Below are 15,125 nucleotides of genomic sequence, written 5' to 3'. Positions count from 1 at the left end.
ATTAAATACTTAAAATTAGTTTGTTTGTAGACAATGTGTAGCTGACTGCGTTTTGATGAGTAAGGACATTAAAAAGCGCCAGATTAACGAACAATAAAACTAGTTTAATGAATGATAAAACAGATAAATACACGCATTTATGTGTAACTTTATACAATATAATTTTTATTAAATTTGATTAATTGGATTACTATTAGCAAACAATTATCGAGCAGTTGCAAAGCGTGGCCATCATTACAATGCAAACATTTTTAGCCAGTATTGAAGGCCGCGCGTTTTCGATGGCGCAATATGCCACGGGCAACCGCGAAGAAGCGCTGGATATTGTGCAGGATGCCATGATGAAGCTGGTGCAGAAATACGGCACGCATCCCGCAGAGCAATGGAAACCGCTGTTTTATAGCATATTGCAAACGCGTATTTTAGATTGGCACAGACGGCAAAGCGTGCGTAACCGTATGCGTAGCTGGCTGAATTGGGACGATGACGAAGAAGCAGAAGATATGCTGGAGCAGCAACCTGATACGCCAGCGACTTCGCCCGATGTGAAATTGCAGGATGCACAATTTATGCAAAGTTTGAATGTTGAATTAAGCGCGCTACCATTACGACAACAGCAAGTATTTTTGCTACGTGTGTGGGAAGGCATGGATATTGCCGAAACGGCGATTGCGATGCAATGTTCTGAAAGCAGTGTAAAAACACATTACGCGCGTGCGTTGAAAAAATTACGTCAACAATTGGATAATCATCATTAGATGTGAGGTCATTATCATGAATGAAAACAATTTTAATCAAAAAATTAGGCTTAACTTAGATCACAGTGTCGATTCGCTGGATTTAGATACGCGTCAGCAATTGGCTGATAGACGTAGACTTGCGTTAAATAGCCAATCGGTTAAAACAAACTGGATGTCTAGTCAATGGTTAACTAGTCAATCTTGGATGCCTGCAAGCGCATTGGCTTTTTGTGCCTTGGTCGCGGTTTTCGTGGTGATTAACCCGCAACAAACAGATAATACTGTTGGCCTTGCCAGCAATAATGTAGAAAATCCAGCGGCAGTTTTAGAAGTGCTGAATAATGCCGAAGACTTAGATGTGATTAGTGACCCAGATTTTTATGCTTGGGCAGAAGAAACATTGAATGCTGAAAAAGCGCCCAACCACAAAGATTCAGCTGATGCTGTTTAAGCGATATCCACTACTTAACCCTCAAAATTGCCTAAAAATGCCTTCTTTCAAAATTATGTTTAAAAGTTGTTTTGTTTTATGCGGTTTATTATTGAGCTTGATGCCAATAGCGCATGCCGAATCAGAATTTGCTAGATTTGAACGTTATTCGGTAGCTGCAAACGGTATCGGCTGGCAAGATTTAAGCAATGAGCAAAAAGAAACACTGGCACCATTAAGAGATCGCTGGGGCAATCTGCCCGCAGACCGACAAGAACGTTTGAGCAATGGTGCAAACAAGTGGCGTGAAATGGATCCACAACAACGCGAACGCGCGCGCGATAACATTCAACGCTATCAACAATTATCACCCAATGAAAGAGCACAAGCAAAAGACCGTTTACGCGAGTTTAAAAACCGCCCGCCAGAAGAACGAGAACAAGCGCGCGAAAAATGGCAAGAGCGGCAGCAAAATAATCAGCGTTCTAATCGCGGCAGAAATAATGATCGTGGGCGTAATAATTAAGTTTGAAATTTAAGTAAAGCTTAAAGGTGTTAAAATGCCGTTTTAAAGCGCAATTTAATGCCTAGAAAATTAAAAAAGTCTAAGCAAAACAAGGCGCGAAATTATTTTAAGCGCGTAGCATATGGTTTATATGTAAGCGATTAAAATAATTAAGCAACGCAGTGTTGCGACGAATTTTTTGATTTTAAAGGCATTAAATGGCAATTCAGTGGTATCCGGGGCATATGACCCAAGCCCGCAAAAAAGCGGAAGAAACCATGGAATTTACCGACATGGTGATTGAGGTGTTGGACGCACGTGTGCCAGAAGCCAGTCACAATCCTGTTATCAATGAAATGCGCTTGTTTCGCCAGCGGCCTAATCTTAAAATTTTAAATAAAGCGGATTTAGCTGACCCTAAAGCGACAGAAGCTTGGCTAAACTACTTTAACAATCTCCCCAATACCAAAGCCGTGGCTTTAAGCTGTAAAAAAGCCGGTGATGCAAAAAAAATACCTGCCGTTTGTCGCAAACTTACGCCGCATCGCGGTACACATTTAAAACCGTTGCGCGCATTGATTATGGGCATTCCAAACGTGGGAAAATCAACACTGATGAATGCGCTACTGAATCGCCGCGTGGCAAAAGTAGGTGATGAACCAGCAGTCACCAAAAGCCAACAGCGGTTTGAGCTGGATGCGACATTTAGTATCACAGATACGCCGGGCATGATGTGGCCAAAAATCGCTTATGAATCAGATGGCTACATGTTAGCGGCAAGCCATGCAATTGGCCGTAATGCGGTGATTGATGAAGATGTGGCAACTTTTTTAGCAGATAATTTATTGCAGACTTATCCAGACTTAATCAATGCGCGCTACAAATTAGATGCGATGAAAATAGATGTCGCGCAAATCGATGGCGTGGATTTATTAGAGGCAATTGCTAGGCGTCGCAGTTACAAGCGCCATGATGGTTTATGGGATATGGAAAAAACTGCAGTCGCGTTTCTGACAGATTATCGCAGTGGCGCAATTGGCCGTGTTAGTTTGGAAACGCCACAAAGTCGTTTATTGATGATGCAAGAAAACAGCGTGCCGAATAATAGTACGCCAAGCAATGCTGTTTCAGCAGATAGCGATTTAGATAATGCTGCAATCACAAACGAAATAGATAATAGTTAAGCGAATTTAAAGCTAAATACTAAGCGTTATATAAACCGAAACCCAACGCCAATCTCGGTGATTAAATGCTCTGGCTGTGCAGGATCATTTTCCAACTTTTGGCGTAGATGGCTCATGTAGATTCTGAGGTAATGCTCATTTTCCACATAAGCTGGCCCCCAAACTTCTTTCAATAATTGCCTTTGCGTAACCACTCTGCCGGCGTTTTTGACCAATTCAGTGAATAATCTGAATTCAATCGGTGTTAAATGCACGGGCTTACCAGCTTTTGTAACCAAGCGTTTGGGCAAATCGATACTGATATCGCCAAACATATAAACGCCTTCACTACTAGCCTCACTTAACATACTTCTACGGCGCAATTGCGCGCGCACTCTGGCTAACAGTTCAGGTGTACCAAATGGTTTAGATAAAAAATCATCCGCGCCAGCATCTAACGCCGCGACTTTTTCGGCTTCTTGCGTTCTTGCAGACAATACAATAATGGGAATATTGCTCCAAGTTCTGACATCTCGAATCACTACTAAACCATCGATATCGGGCAAGCCTAAATCTAAAATAACCGCATCTGGTTTTCTGGTACCAATCTCAATTAGTCCTTGCTTGCCCGTTTCTGCGCTAAATACTTGAAAATTTTCAATCTCAAGCGCAGCAGTGACGAAGCGCCGAATTTGCTGCTCATCTTCAATCAGTACTATATTAGCAAGTCCCATTAATTAGACGTATCCACTAATGATGCAAATCTTCATCATCAGGCAAGCTTGGTGGCGTGCCTAAAGGTAATGAGAAAGTAAAAATTGCGCCTGAAATATGGCTTTTTGTGGTTTGACTGATATTTTCAACTGCACTAGAACTTAACCTATTGTGCGCACTGATTTTTCCGCCATGCGCTTCAACAATGGCTTTGCAAATAGACAAGCCAAGCCCAACGCCAGCTTTGGCAGATTCTTTTTCACCACGTGTAAATTTTTCAAACATTTGATCTTCCACATTCGCTGGTAAACCTTGGCCTTCATCAGCCACAGAAACCAGCACATCTTGATGATTTGTTCTGGCACTGATAATGATTTTACTGCCTTCTGGCGCGTATTTGGCGGCGTTATCCAATAAATTACACAATACGCGATCGATTAACACCGCATCGAACTGTATTAAAGGTAAATCACCCGTAGAAGCATTCGTTAGATCAATCACAATATGGTGTTTTGCCAATGATTGTTTCATGGTGCGCAAAGCTGTGCCGACCACTTCTTCTATCGTTTGCCATTGTTTATTGAGCTTCACTTTTCCAGATTGTAATCTCGCCATATCCAGCAAGTTAACGACTAGATTTTTCATGCGTATCGATTGCTCATAAAGCATATCAACATATTCATTTCGTTCGCCTTCCTGTTTTTTTTGGTCTGCCGGGTTATTATTAGTTAATGATGGCATATTCAATTGCTGCTTAAGCAGGCCAGCCGTTGCTACAATCGTGGTTAACGGTGTGTTTAAATCATGTGAGATTGCACTTAATACAGAATTTCTTAACCGTTCCGATTCCATTGAAACCAAAGCGTTTTGCGCTATATCCACATAATGTACACGTTCAATCGCGATGGCGATTTGAGAGGCGAATGTATCTAATAATTGCCGTTGTTCTGGTAAAAAAATCAGGCGTTTGGACTTTGCAGAAACATTATCTTTATCGTTTTCGTCATTATTCGGCACAATCGCCAACACGCCTCGTGTGCGCATCGGTGCTTGCAAAGGAATATATAGAACAGGCGATGATGGCAAAGTATTGGTGCCGTAACCCGCTTGTTGTTGATTATCGTAAACCCACTGAGCTATACCTAAATCAACATTAAAACTCTGATCATTTAAAGTTGGCTGTACGATTTTCTCTTGTTTATCGGGCAGCAATATGGCCACTTTTGATTGGAAAATACCGGTTAAGTGATGCGTGCTGATTTCGATGATATGTTCTGCGGTCAATGATGATGCTAGCGACTTACCTAAATCATACAAAGCGCGACTGCGTTTTTCGCGCCGCATTGCAACCACCGCTTGATAACGCAAGTTCGAGGTTAAATTGCTGATCACTAATGCCACCACAAACATCACCGCAAAGGTCAGCAAATATTCGGTATCGGCGATAGAAAAAGAAAATCTTGGTGTGACAAAAAAGAAATCAAAACTAGCCACGCTGATAAAGGATGAAAAAATGCCTGGCCCTCTACCAAATTTGGATGAGACAAGTATGACGCCAAGCAAAAATACCATCACCAAATTGGATAATTCAAAATAAGGCAAAATCAATGCCGCCAATAACGAAGTGCCAGCGCATGCAGTCGCAGCCCAATAATAGCCATGCAGTTTGGGCTCATGATGTAATTGATGTGGATAATCGGCATGCAGACTATTAGATTGAATGTCTTGCGGAGTATCTTTGTGAGCACCTAAAGCTTGTACACCATTTTCTGCCAAGGTTTTTTCGCGTGAAACCACGTGAATATCAATATCAGTCGCCTGACTGGTTAAGTTGTCAATCACGCCAGGCATGATTAAGCGCGCAAATGTCGAACGTGTCGATTTACCTACTACCAACTTCGACACATTACGACTGCGGGCATAACTCAATACAACACTGGCGACATTAGTACCACTTAAAGTCGCCGTTTCTGCGCCTAAGGTTTCGGCTAGTTTTAAGGTTTTTAAAATGCTGTCGCGTGCTGCATTTGATAATCGCTGTAATTGTGGCGTTTCTACATAAACCGCCAACCAATCCGATTTTAAACTTTGCGCCAATCTAGCCGCCACCCTCACTAAACGCTCAGCCTCTGGCCCTGTACCTACACAAACCAACAACCTGTCTTTTGCCTGCCACACTTGTTGGATAGACGAATTAGTCCGGTATTCGCGCATTTGCGAATCGACGCGGTCAGCCGTGCGTCTTAGTGCCATTTCGCGTAGCGCAATTAAATTACCTTTGCGAAAAAAACTTTTGCTGGCGCGCTCTGCTTGTTGAGATTGATACACTTTGCCTTCTTGCAATCGCTGCAACAATTCATCTGCTGGCAAATCCACCAAGGTCACTTCATCCGCATCATCAAATACTTTATCGGGGACAGTTTCACTGACGCGAACACCTGTGATTTGACCAACAATGTCGTTAAGACTTTCTAGATGCTGCACATTCAGCGTGGTAAATACGTCGATTCCTGCGGCTAATAATTCTTCAACATCTTGCCAGCGCTTGGGGTGGCGCGAACCTTCCACATTAGAATGCGCAAGCTCATCCACCAAAATCAAATCGGGCTTGCGCGCTAATGCGGCATCTAAATCAAACTCTTTTAATTCACGCTCACGATAATGAAACGTTTTTAACGGCAATACCGTTAAACCTAACAGTTGTGCGGCCGTGCCAGCGCGACCATGCGTTTCTACAATACCCACAATCACGTCTACACTTTGTGACTGCTGGCTTTGTGATTGCTGGGGTTTTAATTGTAAGCTGTGCGCCGCATTGAGCATGGCGAAAGTTTTACCCACACCCGCGCACGCGCCAAAGAATATCTTTAAACGGCCGCGTTTTTCTTTTTCAGCTTCTTGATTAATCTTTTGCAGCAGCTGGTCTGGATTTGGGCGAAACTCTAAATTGGATTCTGATTCAGCCATGTCTATGTCTTATTGTAAGTTTGACTCTAGGGATTAATTAATAGGATTTAATTAAAAATGAATAGCTAAAAACAACATTGCTTACTATGGCTGAATAGCAGTTAATTTGTCCAATGCAATATTCAACTGCAATACATTCACACGTGACTCACCGAACACACCCCATTGCCGTCCCTTGGTGTTTTCTGCGATTAGTTTTTGCACCGTTTCCACCGTTAACTCTCTAGCTTTGGCGATTCTGTTCACTTGGTAATTCGCTGCTGCAGGGCTAATTTCTGGGTCTAATCCACTAGCGGATGCAGTAACTAAATCTACAGGGATTGGTAATGTATTATCTGGATCAGCCGCTTTTAACGCTACAACCCTGCCTTTAACGGCTTCTGCTAATGCAGGATTTAACGGCCCCTGATTTGAACCAGATGAAGCCGCGCCGTTGTTGGGATAAGGCCCAGTAGCAGATGGGCGCCCCCAAAAGTATTTAGCTTCAGTAAAGTTTTGGCCAATCAAGCTTGAGCCAATGACTTGATCGCCCTGCGTAATCAGCGAGCCATTGGCTTGCCCTGGCATGACCGATTGACCTACTGCTGTAGTGAGTAATGGATAAACGATACCTGTAATGATGCTTAGTATCACAAATAAAACCAATGCTGGCCTGACGCTTTGTAATGTTATATTTTTTAAACTATTTTCCATGATGAATCCTTTATTAAAATTCTTAGGCTATTTTTAAGCAAAACCAACGGAAGTCAGTACCAAATCAATTGCCTTGATACCGATAAACGGCACAATCAAACCACCAAGTCCGTAAATCAATAAGTTTCTGCGTAATAACTGTTGTGCGCCAACCGCCTTGTAAGCCACACCTTTTAAGGCCAGTGGTATTAATACAATAATAATCAGCGCATTAAATATCACCGCAGAAAGAATGGCCGAGTTTGGGCTGCCCAAATGCATCACATTTAAGGTGTTTAATGCTGGATAAGTGCTGGCAAATGCGGCGGGGATAATCGCAAAATATTTAGCCACATCATTGGCAATACTGAATGTAGTGAGCGAACCGCGCGTCATCAGCATTTGTTTACCAATCTCCACAATTTCAATCAATTTGGTCGGGTTAGAGTCTAAATCCACCATATTGCCCGCTTCTTTTGCGGCTTGAGTGCCAGTATTCATGGCGACTGCAACATCGGCCTGGGCTAAAGCTGGTGCGTCATTGGTACCGTCACCGGTCATGGCTACCAGTTTACCTTCCGCTTGATGTTCGCGAATCAGCTTTAATTTTGCCTCTGGAGTGGCTTCTGCTAAAAAGTCATCCACACCAGCTTCTGCGGCAATCGCAGCAGCGGTTAATCGGTTATCGCCGGTAATCATAATGGTTGTGATACCCATGCGACGTAGCTCGGCAAAGCGCTCTTTAATACCGCCTTTTACAATATCTTTAAGCTCAACCACGCCAAGCACTTTGTCACCATCTGAAACCACTAACGGCGTACTGCCGCGACGCGCTACTTCATCTACTTTTTGGCTCATTTCAGTTGAAAATACACCACCTAAAGCTTCAATGTGTAACTTGATTGCACTGGCCGCACCTTTACGGATTTGCCGACCGTGCTTATCAGAATCCAGCCCGTCGCCATCTTGCAAATCCACCCCACTCATTCTGGTTTGCGCGGTAAACGCAATAAATTTGGCATGAAGCGATGCAATATCCCGCTCACGAATGTTAAAGCGGTTTTTTGCCAACACCACAATGCTGCGGCCTTCTGGTGTCTCATCGGTCAGCGATGCCAATTGTGCTGCATCTGCCAACGCTTGCTCCGTTACACCATCTGCTGAAATAAACGCAGAAGCTTGGCGATTGCCCAAAGTAATCGTGCCTGTTTTATCCAATAGCAACACGTTTATATCGCCCGCCGCTTCTACTGCACGGCCAGAAGTCGCAATCACATTCGCTTGCATCATACGGCTCATACCCGCTACACCAATCGCAGACAACAAACCTGCAATAGTGGTTGGAATTAAACATACCAATAGTGAAACCAGCACGGTGATACTCGGTGGCGAACCTGCGCCACCTGATGCTGATACGCCAAAGATTGAGAACGGCAACAAAGTCACTGTCACCAATAAAAACACGATGGTTAATGCGACCAAAAGAATCGTTAATGCAATTTCATTGGGTGTTTTTTGGCGTTTTGCGCCTTCCACCATAGCAATCATGCGGTCCAAAAACGCTTCGCCCGGGTTCACTGTCACGCGCACCACTATCCAATCGGATAATACCTGCGTGCCGCCTGTTACTGCACCAAAGTCGCCACCAGATTCACGAATAACCGGTGCAGATTCACCAGTAATCGCCGCCTCATTCACTGAGGCGATACCATCAATCACTTCACCGTCGGCAGGAATCATATCGCCTGCTTCTATCAGTAAAATATCGCCTTTGCGCAAGCTGCTACTATCGGTCAGTGCTATTGCTGAATCGCGTGATGCCGATGCCAGTTTTTTAGCGACTACGTTTTTCTTGGCACTGCGTAATGAAGCCGCTTGTGCTTTGCTGCGCCCTTCTGCCATCGCCTCGGCAAAGTTGGCGAATAGCACAGTAAACCACAGCCATAAAGTCACTAGCGCAATAAAGCCTATTGGTGCATCTGCTTTGCTAAATAAAGCTTGCAGCAATATCAGCGTGGTTAAAATGCTACCCAAATACACCACAAACATGACGGGGTTACGCCACTGTGTTTGCGGCGCCAATTTTTTAAACGAATCGGCAATCGCTGGTTTGACTAAAGCTGGGTCAAACAGTGTTTTTAAACTTAACATTATTTTTTCCTCAATTTTTTCTATTTCGGCGATTAATGAACAGCAACCATCAGCAACTGCTCAACAATCGGCCCAAGTGCCAATGCGGGGATATAAGTCAATGCGCCTACCAGTATCACAGCACCAATCAACAACGTGACAAATAGCGGCCCGTGCGTAGGCATAGTGCCCAAACTCACTGGAATGCGTTTTTTAGCCACCATAGAACCTGCAATTGCCAACACTGGCAGAATGATGCCGAAACGACCTGCAAACATCGCGATGGCTAATAAGATGTTGTAAAACGGTGTATTGGCAGATAAGCCAGCAAATGCGCTACCGTTATTATTGGCAGCAGATGACAGTGCATATAAAATCTCGCTAAAGCCATGCGCGCCAGGATTTGCAATGCCGACAGTGCCAGAGGCGATACTGACTGCAAGCGCAGTGCCGATTAATACGATTAACGGTGTGACTAAGATAATGATCGCCGTCATCTTCATATCGAATATCTCAATCTTTTTGCCTAGATATTCAGGCGTGCGGCCAATCATCAAGCCAGCGATAAATACGGCTAAGACTGCATAAATCAGCATGGTGTAAAGCCCAGAGCCCACGCCGCCAAAAATCACTTCACCCAGTTGCATTAACCACATTGGCACTAAGCCGCCAATTGGCGTAAACGAATCGTGCATAGCGTTAACCGCGCCGCAAGATGCCGCGGTGGTCACGGTGGCAAATAAACTGGACGCTACAATGCCAAAACGCGTTTCTTTGCCTTCCATATTGCCGCCAGATTGCAATGGTGAGCCTGATGTCGAAGCGATGACGGATTGGTCAGCACCGCTATTTGTTAGCGCTGGATTACCTGCCTGTTCTGCCCAAATCGCTACGCCAACCATCACTACAAATACAATCGCCATGGCCGAAAATACTGCCCAACCTTGTCGTTTGTCGCCAACCATCAAGCCAAACGTAAAACATAAGCCTGCAGGGATTAAAAAGATTGCCAACATTTGCAAGAAATTAGAAAGTGGCGTTGGATTTTCAAACGGATGTGCAGAGTTGGCATTGAAAAATCCGCCGCCATTGGTACCGAGCATCTTAATCGCCTCTTGCGAAGCGACTGGGCCCATTGCTAATGTTTGCGTAGTGATAGTTTGAGCAACTTGCTCGCCAACTTCATTTGCGACTGAATAACTAGTTGGTTGCAAAGTCGTCACTTGCTTGTAGGCATCAAAGTTTTGAATCACACCTTGACTCATCAATACGATTGCAAAAATAAAAGACAGCGGTAACAAAATATACAAAGTAGAACGCGTGATATCCACCCAAAAATTACCGATAGTTTTTGCGTTATGGCGTGCGAAACCACGAATAAGCACGATGACTACAGCCAAACCTGTCGCCGCTGATAGAAAATTCTGCACCGTAAGCGCCAGCATTTGCGTCAAATAACTCATGGTCGATTCACCTGCGTAACCTTGCCAATTGGTATTCGTCACAAAGCTAACTGCGGTATTAAATGCTGAATCGACACTCACATTTGCAAATTGTTGTGGATTAAGTGGTAATGAAAATTGCAAGCGTTGTAGCAAATATACAAATGCAATGCCAACAACGTTGAATAGCATTAATGCGACTGCATAATGCTTCCAGTGCATTTCCTGCTCAGGCTTAACACCCAAACCACGGTAAATAAGTCGCTCAACTGGACCGCCAACTTTATTTGCGATAGCCGATTCGCCATGCATTACTTTGTAAATCCAAATACCCATCGGCTTAGTAATCAGCAGTAAAACCGTGAGATACAAACCCACTTGGACGATGACATTAGAAAAAAATCCAGCATTCGATAGCATCAAAAATTCTCCGGTTTAATTAATACATAAAACAAATAAACCAACATAAATAGCGCTAACGCGCCACTTAACCACATCATCACCGTCATTTTTTACCTTCCAGATTCACAAGTAGATCAAGCGTTAAAATGCATATCGCCATATAAGCCAATATCAAACAAATACTGAGAAGATCCATAGTCGCATTCAATTAATATTCGTTATTAACAAACGGCAATGTTAGGCCTAAGCAAATAAAAATGTCGTAATGACTGATACGGTAAGCGTAAAGAAAGTGTAAAAATGCTGTATTTTAGTGAAACGTTTTTGGCTGGGATAAATATCCAGTTAAGTAGATTTTTGAGCTAAATTTAGTGTTAAGTATCGGCAACTAAAATGCCCAATAAAATAGCTAAGTGCTTGCTATTAAATGTATTGTCAGCACGATTGAATCAATGTTATATTGCAGGCATGTTGCGCGTAAAAGCTAATTTTGTTGTGTATTTGATAGTGCTGTGTTTTGCACTACTGCAGGTTTTTACGCCTTTTATTCACGCGCATTTAAATGCTGAGCATCCCATTCAAAACACAGGTTTTCATGTCGGTGATGCACATGAAGAAATGGCGATTGAGCTAACGCATCTGCACTCAACAGATACTAGTTCTGAGCATTTAGATGCTAGTTTCTTATCTTCAATTCCGCATGCAACGCATACCATTTCAGTCGCATCCGGTATTACACAAGGTGTCGATTCAACTTTTTTGGTTGTTGCCAGCTTGCTTGTATTGTTTTTCCTGTGTTTTCCCTTTGCCTTAACCTCTGTTTTAAGGCAATTTTTCCTATTAAGTTTAACCCCTCTCCAACCGCTTAAGCGCCGCCTTCCCGCTTCGCGCGCACCACCGCAACTCTAATTTCAATCCTTTAATTTCCTACGTATGGCAATGCCATATCGCAGGTTTTATTTAAGTTTGTATTAGATTTCTGCAGGAGTGCGTTATGCAATTCCCATCACCAAAATGTCTACGATTCGGCATTCAAAACATATTGATATCGCTATTATTCATCGGCAATTCAACTGTCATTTTTGCTGATTCCTATGCGCCTGTACTGCAGTCAAGCATACCAGCGACGCAGTTAACCTTAAAAGATGCGTTAAATTTAGCCCTTAACGCCAACCCTGAAATTGCTGTCGCCATACGCGAGCGTGAGGCAATCGAAGGCATTAAGGCACAAGCCGCCACTAGGCCAAATCCATCACTATCCACTTCGATTCAAGATACGCGCAGCGCCAACAGGCAAACTTTTTTACAGTTTAACCAAGAGATTGAGCTTGGCAACAAACGGGAAGCGAGAATAGAAGCGGCTGACTCTTTTTATACCAAAGCTGAAGCGGAGTTAGCCAGTAAAAAAGCGGAGATCCACGCCAACGTTATCACGGCCTTTTATACGGTTTTAATCGCGCAGGAACGATTAACCTTGGCAAAGTCCTCACTCGATATTGCTGAACTAGCGCGCGATGCTGCCAGTAAGCGTGTAAAAGCTGGTAAGAGCTCACCAGTAGAAGAAACCAAGTCAAAAATCGCAGAAGCCAGTGCAAAAATTGAATTCAACCAAGCTAATACGCAATTAACCAACTCCCGCAAACGTTTAGCCACATTATGGGGCAGCGCACTGCCTGTATTTGAACGTGTCGAAGGCGATGTCACTTTCATTCCTAAAATGGCCGCTTTTAGTGCATTAACTAGCCAACTGGATAATGCACCAGCCGTAAAATTGGCAAATATTGAAATTGATTCGCGCAGTGCGCTGACAAAAGTTGAGCGTAGCAAAGGCACGCCGAATATCACCATTAGCGCTGGCGTCGTGAACAACCAAGAGCTTGGCGGCATCAATCAAGCTTTATTGGGCTTATCTATTCCTATCCCAGTCTTTGATCGCAACCAAGGCAATTTGCAGGAAGCGGTCAGTCGCCAATACAAGGCGCAAGACGAATTAGTCGCACTCAAAAACCAGCTCGAGGCGAATTTATCAGGCCAATACGAGCGATTAAATGCTGCCAGACAAGCGGCAGAATCACTCAAAGTCGACATATTGCCAAGCGCTCAAAGTGCTTTTGATGCGGCCAATAAAGGTTTTAACGCAGGTAAATTCAATTTTCTGGATGTACTGGACGCACAACGCACACTGGTTCAAGCCAAATCTCAATATATCAATTCACTATTAGATGCCCATGAAGCAGTGGCAGAAATAGAACGCATTTTGGGTGATGTTGTAGATCACCAATCAGAAAAGTCACAGGAGTAATCATGTCATTCAATCTTTATAAATCCAATAAACAATGGTTCGCCATCATTGTAGTTGTCGCTATTGGCATCATTCTGGCTGCATTTATCCTGCTTTCAGATAAGCCAAAACAATCTGAAGATACGCATGGTGAGGCAGAACATAGTGAAATGGAGCGGGCTGATGAACGGCCTAAACATGGCGAACCAGGACATGACCATGCAAAAGATCATTTACCTTCAGCACCTTCGTCTTTAATCAAGGATGCGCACATGGATGAGCACGTGCCGCAAACCAAAGAAATCATCAAAGGCCCGCATGGCGGCAAATTGTTTAGCCAAGATGATTACAGCGTTGAGGTGACTATCTTTGAGCAAAATACACCGCCCGAATTTCGGGTATATACCTATGAAAATAATCAACCGCTTAATCCCAAATTATCTCGCCTCAGTATCCAGTTAGAAAGATTAGGCAGAAAACCGCAATTGATTGATTTTGTACAGGAAAATGATTACTTGAAAGGCAATGCCATTATTGAAGAACCGCATTCATTCAAGGTGAAGATTAATGCTCAATATGCGGATAAAAGCCATCAGTTTGGCTATGAACAAATTGAAGCCAGAGTCAAATTGACCGATAAGCAACTGACAATTAATAGCATTGAAGTGTTAACTGCTGGCCCCGCAAAAATCAAAAGCACACTACTTTTACAAGGTGAGATTAAATTAAATGCCGATAAAAGCGTGCATATCGTACCGCGTGTTAGCGGTATTGTTGAATCGGTTAAAACAAATGCTGGCGACAAGGTACGCAAGGGGCAAGTGCTGGCAACTATTTCCAGCCAGCTAATCGCAGAGATGCGCAGTGATGCATTGGCCGCTCAAAAAAGAGTAGGCTTAGCACGCGCAACTTACCATCGTGAAAAGCAATTATGGGAAGAAAAAATTTCTGCTGAACAAGACTATTTACAAGCGAAATATAATTTGCAAGAAGCAGAAATCAACAGTCAACGCATTCAGCAAAAACTAGGTGCGATTGGTGCTGGTTCTAATACAAATGGCCTATCGCGTTATGAATTGCGTTCACCTATAGATGGCGTGGTGACCAATAAACAAATCAGTCTTGGTCAAATCGTCAGTGAAGCTGACAGCTTGTTTGAAATAGCAGATTTAAGCACCGTTTGGGCAGAAATGACCATTTATGCCAAAGACATTAATACGGTAAAAACGGGGCAAAAAGTCACTATTAAAGCCACGGCGTTTGATGCGCAAGCCATTGGCACAATTGCGTATGTGAGTGCGCTGGTTGGCGAACAGTCTCGCACTGCAATGGCACGAGTGGTGTTAAACAATCCGAATCAATCTTGGCTGCCTGGCTTGCCTGTGAATATTGAGTTGGTTGCAGATGAGGTAGAAGTACCGCTGGCTGTTTCTGCAGAAGGTATTCAAACGCTAAGAGATTGGACGGTGGTATTTGGTCGATATAGTGAATATTTTGAAGCAAGGCCGATTAAATTGGGTCGTCGTGATGCGCAAAATATTGAGGTAATTGAAGGGTTAAGTATTGGTGAAAAATATGCTGCAGGTAATAGCTTTTTAATCAAAGCGGATATTGGCAAGGCAGGAGCAAGTCATGACCATTAAATCTAGTCAGGTTAAATCTACTCAAGCAGAACCAAA

General features: G+C 43.4%; 13 protein-coding genes. 7 read left to right on the top strand and 6 right to left on the bottom strand.

Features of this window, described 5'->3' with window-relative positions; all coding sequences use genetic code 11:
- The first annotated feature begins 239 nt into the window (after positions 1 to 239).
- The 4 genes from METVE_RS0108715 to ylqF all read left to right on the top strand — a co-directional run bounded on the left by METVE_RS0108715 (position 240) and on the right by ylqF (position 2,859).
- A complete protein-coding gene (locus METVE_RS0108715; RefSeq protein ID WP_232415299.1) occupies positions 240 to 758 on the top strand; it encodes an RNA polymerase sigma factor in 519 nt (172 codons plus the stop codon).
- Between the two features lie 16 nt (positions 759 to 774).
- A complete protein-coding gene (locus METVE_RS0108710; RefSeq protein WP_020168086.1) occupies positions 775 to 1,191 on the top strand; it encodes a DUF3619 family protein in 417 nt (138 codons plus the stop codon).
- 100 nt (positions 1,192 to 1,291) lie between these two features.
- Positions 1,292 to 1,696 carry a DUF3106 domain-containing protein gene (locus METVE_RS0108705; protein WP_232415298.1) on the top strand — a complete coding sequence of 135 codons (405 nt, stop codon included), beginning with the start codon at positions 1,292 to 1,294 and terminating at the stop codon, positions 1,694 to 1,696.
- 197 nt (positions 1,697 to 1,893) lie between these two features.
- Entirely contained in the window at positions 1,894 to 2,859 is a 966-nt protein-coding gene (ylqF, locus tag METVE_RS0108700) for a ribosome biogenesis GTPase YlqF (RefSeq protein WP_020168084.1), read from the top strand.
- 26 nt (positions 2,860 to 2,885) lie between these two features.
- Here the strand turns inward: ylqF and kdpE are convergent, their stop codons facing one another.
- The 6 genes from kdpE to kdpF form a co-directional block, all read right to left on the bottom strand.
- The gene (gene kdpE / locus METVE_RS0108695; RefSeq protein ID WP_020168083.1) at positions 2,886 to 3,572 is read right to left on the bottom strand and encodes a two-component system response regulator KdpE; all 687 of its coding nucleotides are present in this window, start codon (positions 3,570 to 3,572) and stop codon (positions 2,886 to 2,888) included.
- A 16-nt stretch (positions 3,573 to 3,588) separates the two neighbouring features.
- Positions 3,589 to 6,519 (bottom strand): DUF4118 domain-containing protein, encoded by a 2,931-nt coding sequence (locus METVE_RS0108690; RefSeq protein WP_020168082.1) that lies wholly within the window; start codon positions 6,517 to 6,519, stop codon positions 3,589 to 3,591.
- 84 nt (positions 6,520 to 6,603) lie between these two features.
- Positions 6,604 to 7,212 (bottom strand): potassium-transporting ATPase subunit KdpC, encoded by a 609-nt coding sequence (gene kdpC, locus METVE_RS0108685; protein ID WP_020168081.1) that lies wholly within the window; start codon positions 7,210 to 7,212, stop codon positions 6,604 to 6,606.
- Positions 7,213 to 7,245: 33 nt separating this feature from the next.
- Positions 7,246 to 9,342 (bottom strand): potassium-transporting ATPase subunit KdpB, encoded by a 2,097-nt coding sequence (kdpB, locus tag METVE_RS0108680; RefSeq protein ID WP_020168080.1) that lies wholly within the window; start codon positions 9,340 to 9,342, stop codon positions 7,246 to 7,248.
- A 32-nt stretch (positions 9,343 to 9,374) separates the two neighbouring features.
- On the bottom strand, positions 9,375 to 11,183 hold the full coding sequence (gene kdpA, locus METVE_RS0108675) for a potassium-transporting ATPase subunit KdpA (protein ID WP_020168079.1): 1,809 nt from the start codon (positions 11,181 to 11,183) through the stop codon (positions 9,375 to 9,377).
- Positions 11,183 to 11,260, bottom strand: coding sequence for a K(+)-transporting ATPase subunit F (gene kdpF, locus METVE_RS12905; RefSeq protein ID WP_255349064.1), 78 nt, complete (start codon positions 11,258 to 11,260; stop codon positions 11,183 to 11,185). The genes kdpA and kdpF overlap by 1 nt, the downstream gene beginning before the upstream one ends.
- Positions 11,261 to 11,558: 298 nt before the next feature.
- Between kdpF and METVE_RS0108665 the strand changes: the two genes are divergently transcribed.
- The 3 genes from METVE_RS0108665 (at position 11,559) to METVE_RS0108655 (ending at position 15,089) form a co-directional block, all read left to right on the top strand.
- Positions 11,559 to 12,074, top strand: coding sequence for a hypothetical protein (locus METVE_RS0108665; RefSeq protein WP_020168077.1), 516 nt, complete (start codon positions 11,559 to 11,561; stop codon positions 12,072 to 12,074).
- 85 nt (positions 12,075 to 12,159) lie between these two features.
- Positions 12,160 to 13,467, top strand: coding sequence for a TolC family protein (locus tag METVE_RS0108660; RefSeq protein WP_020168076.1), 1,308 nt, complete (start codon positions 12,160 to 12,162; stop codon positions 13,465 to 13,467).
- Positions 13,468 to 13,469: 2 nt separating this feature from the next.
- Positions 13,470 to 15,089: an efflux RND transporter periplasmic adaptor subunit gene (locus tag METVE_RS0108655; protein WP_020168075.1), complete on the top strand. Its 1,620-nt coding sequence runs from the start codon at positions 13,470 to 13,472 to the stop codon at positions 15,087 to 15,089.
- The last annotated feature ends 36 nt before the right edge of the window (positions 15,090 to 15,125 follow it).

It is taken from the genome of Methylotenera versatilis 79 (genome assembly GCF_000384375.1).
GTDB lineage: Bacteria > Pseudomonadota > Gammaproteobacteria > Burkholderiales > Methylophilaceae > Methylotenera_A > Methylotenera_A versatilis_B.
This window is presented reverse-complemented; position numbering and strand designations above follow the sequence as displayed.

Bases quoted from the DNA above. Each gene is read 5' to 3' on its own strand.
- METVE_RS0108715 (WP_232415299.1), top strand. From the start codon at position 240: ATGCAAACATTTTTAGCCAGTATTGAAGGCCGCGCGTTTTCGATGGCG.
- METVE_RS0108710 (WP_020168086.1), top strand. From the start codon at position 775: ATGAATGAAAACAATTTTAATCAAAAAATTAGGCTTAACTTAGATCAC.
- METVE_RS0108705 (WP_232415298.1), top strand. From the start codon at position 1,292: ATGCCAATAGCGCATGCCGAATCAGAATTTGCTAGATTTGAACGTTAT.
- ylqF (WP_020168084.1), top strand. From the start codon at position 1,894: ATGGCAATTCAGTGGTATCCGGGGCATATGACCCAAGCCCGCAAAAAA.
- kdpE (WP_020168083.1), bottom strand. From the start codon at position 3,572: ATGGGACTTGCTAATATAGTACTGATTGAAGATGAGCAGCAAATTCGG.
- METVE_RS0108690 (WP_020168082.1), bottom strand. From the start codon at position 6,519: ATGGCTGAATCAGAATCCAATTTAGAGTTTCGCCCAAATCCAGACCAG.
- kdpC (WP_020168081.1), bottom strand. From the start codon at position 7,212: ATGGAAAATAGTTTAAAAAATATAACATTACAAAGCGTCAGGCCAGCA.
- kdpB (WP_020168080.1), bottom strand. From the start codon at position 9,342: ATGTTAAGTTTAAAAACACTGTTTGACCCAGCTTTAGTCAAACCAGCG.
- kdpA (WP_020168079.1), bottom strand. From the start codon at position 11,183: ATGCTATCGAATGCTGGATTTTTTTCTAATGTCATCGTCCAAGTGGGT.
- kdpF (WP_255349064.1), bottom strand. From the start codon at position 11,260: ATGTGGTTAAGTGGCGCGTTAGCGCTATTTATGTTGGTTTATTTGTTT.
- METVE_RS0108665 (WP_020168077.1), top strand. From the start codon at position 11,559: ATGCCCAATAAAATAGCTAAGTGCTTGCTATTAAATGTATTGTCAGCA.
- METVE_RS0108660 (WP_020168076.1), top strand. From the start codon at position 12,160: ATGCAATTCCCATCACCAAAATGTCTACGATTCGGCATTCAAAACATA.
- METVE_RS0108655 (WP_020168075.1), top strand. From the start codon at position 13,470: ATGTCATTCAATCTTTATAAATCCAATAAACAATGGTTCGCCATCATT.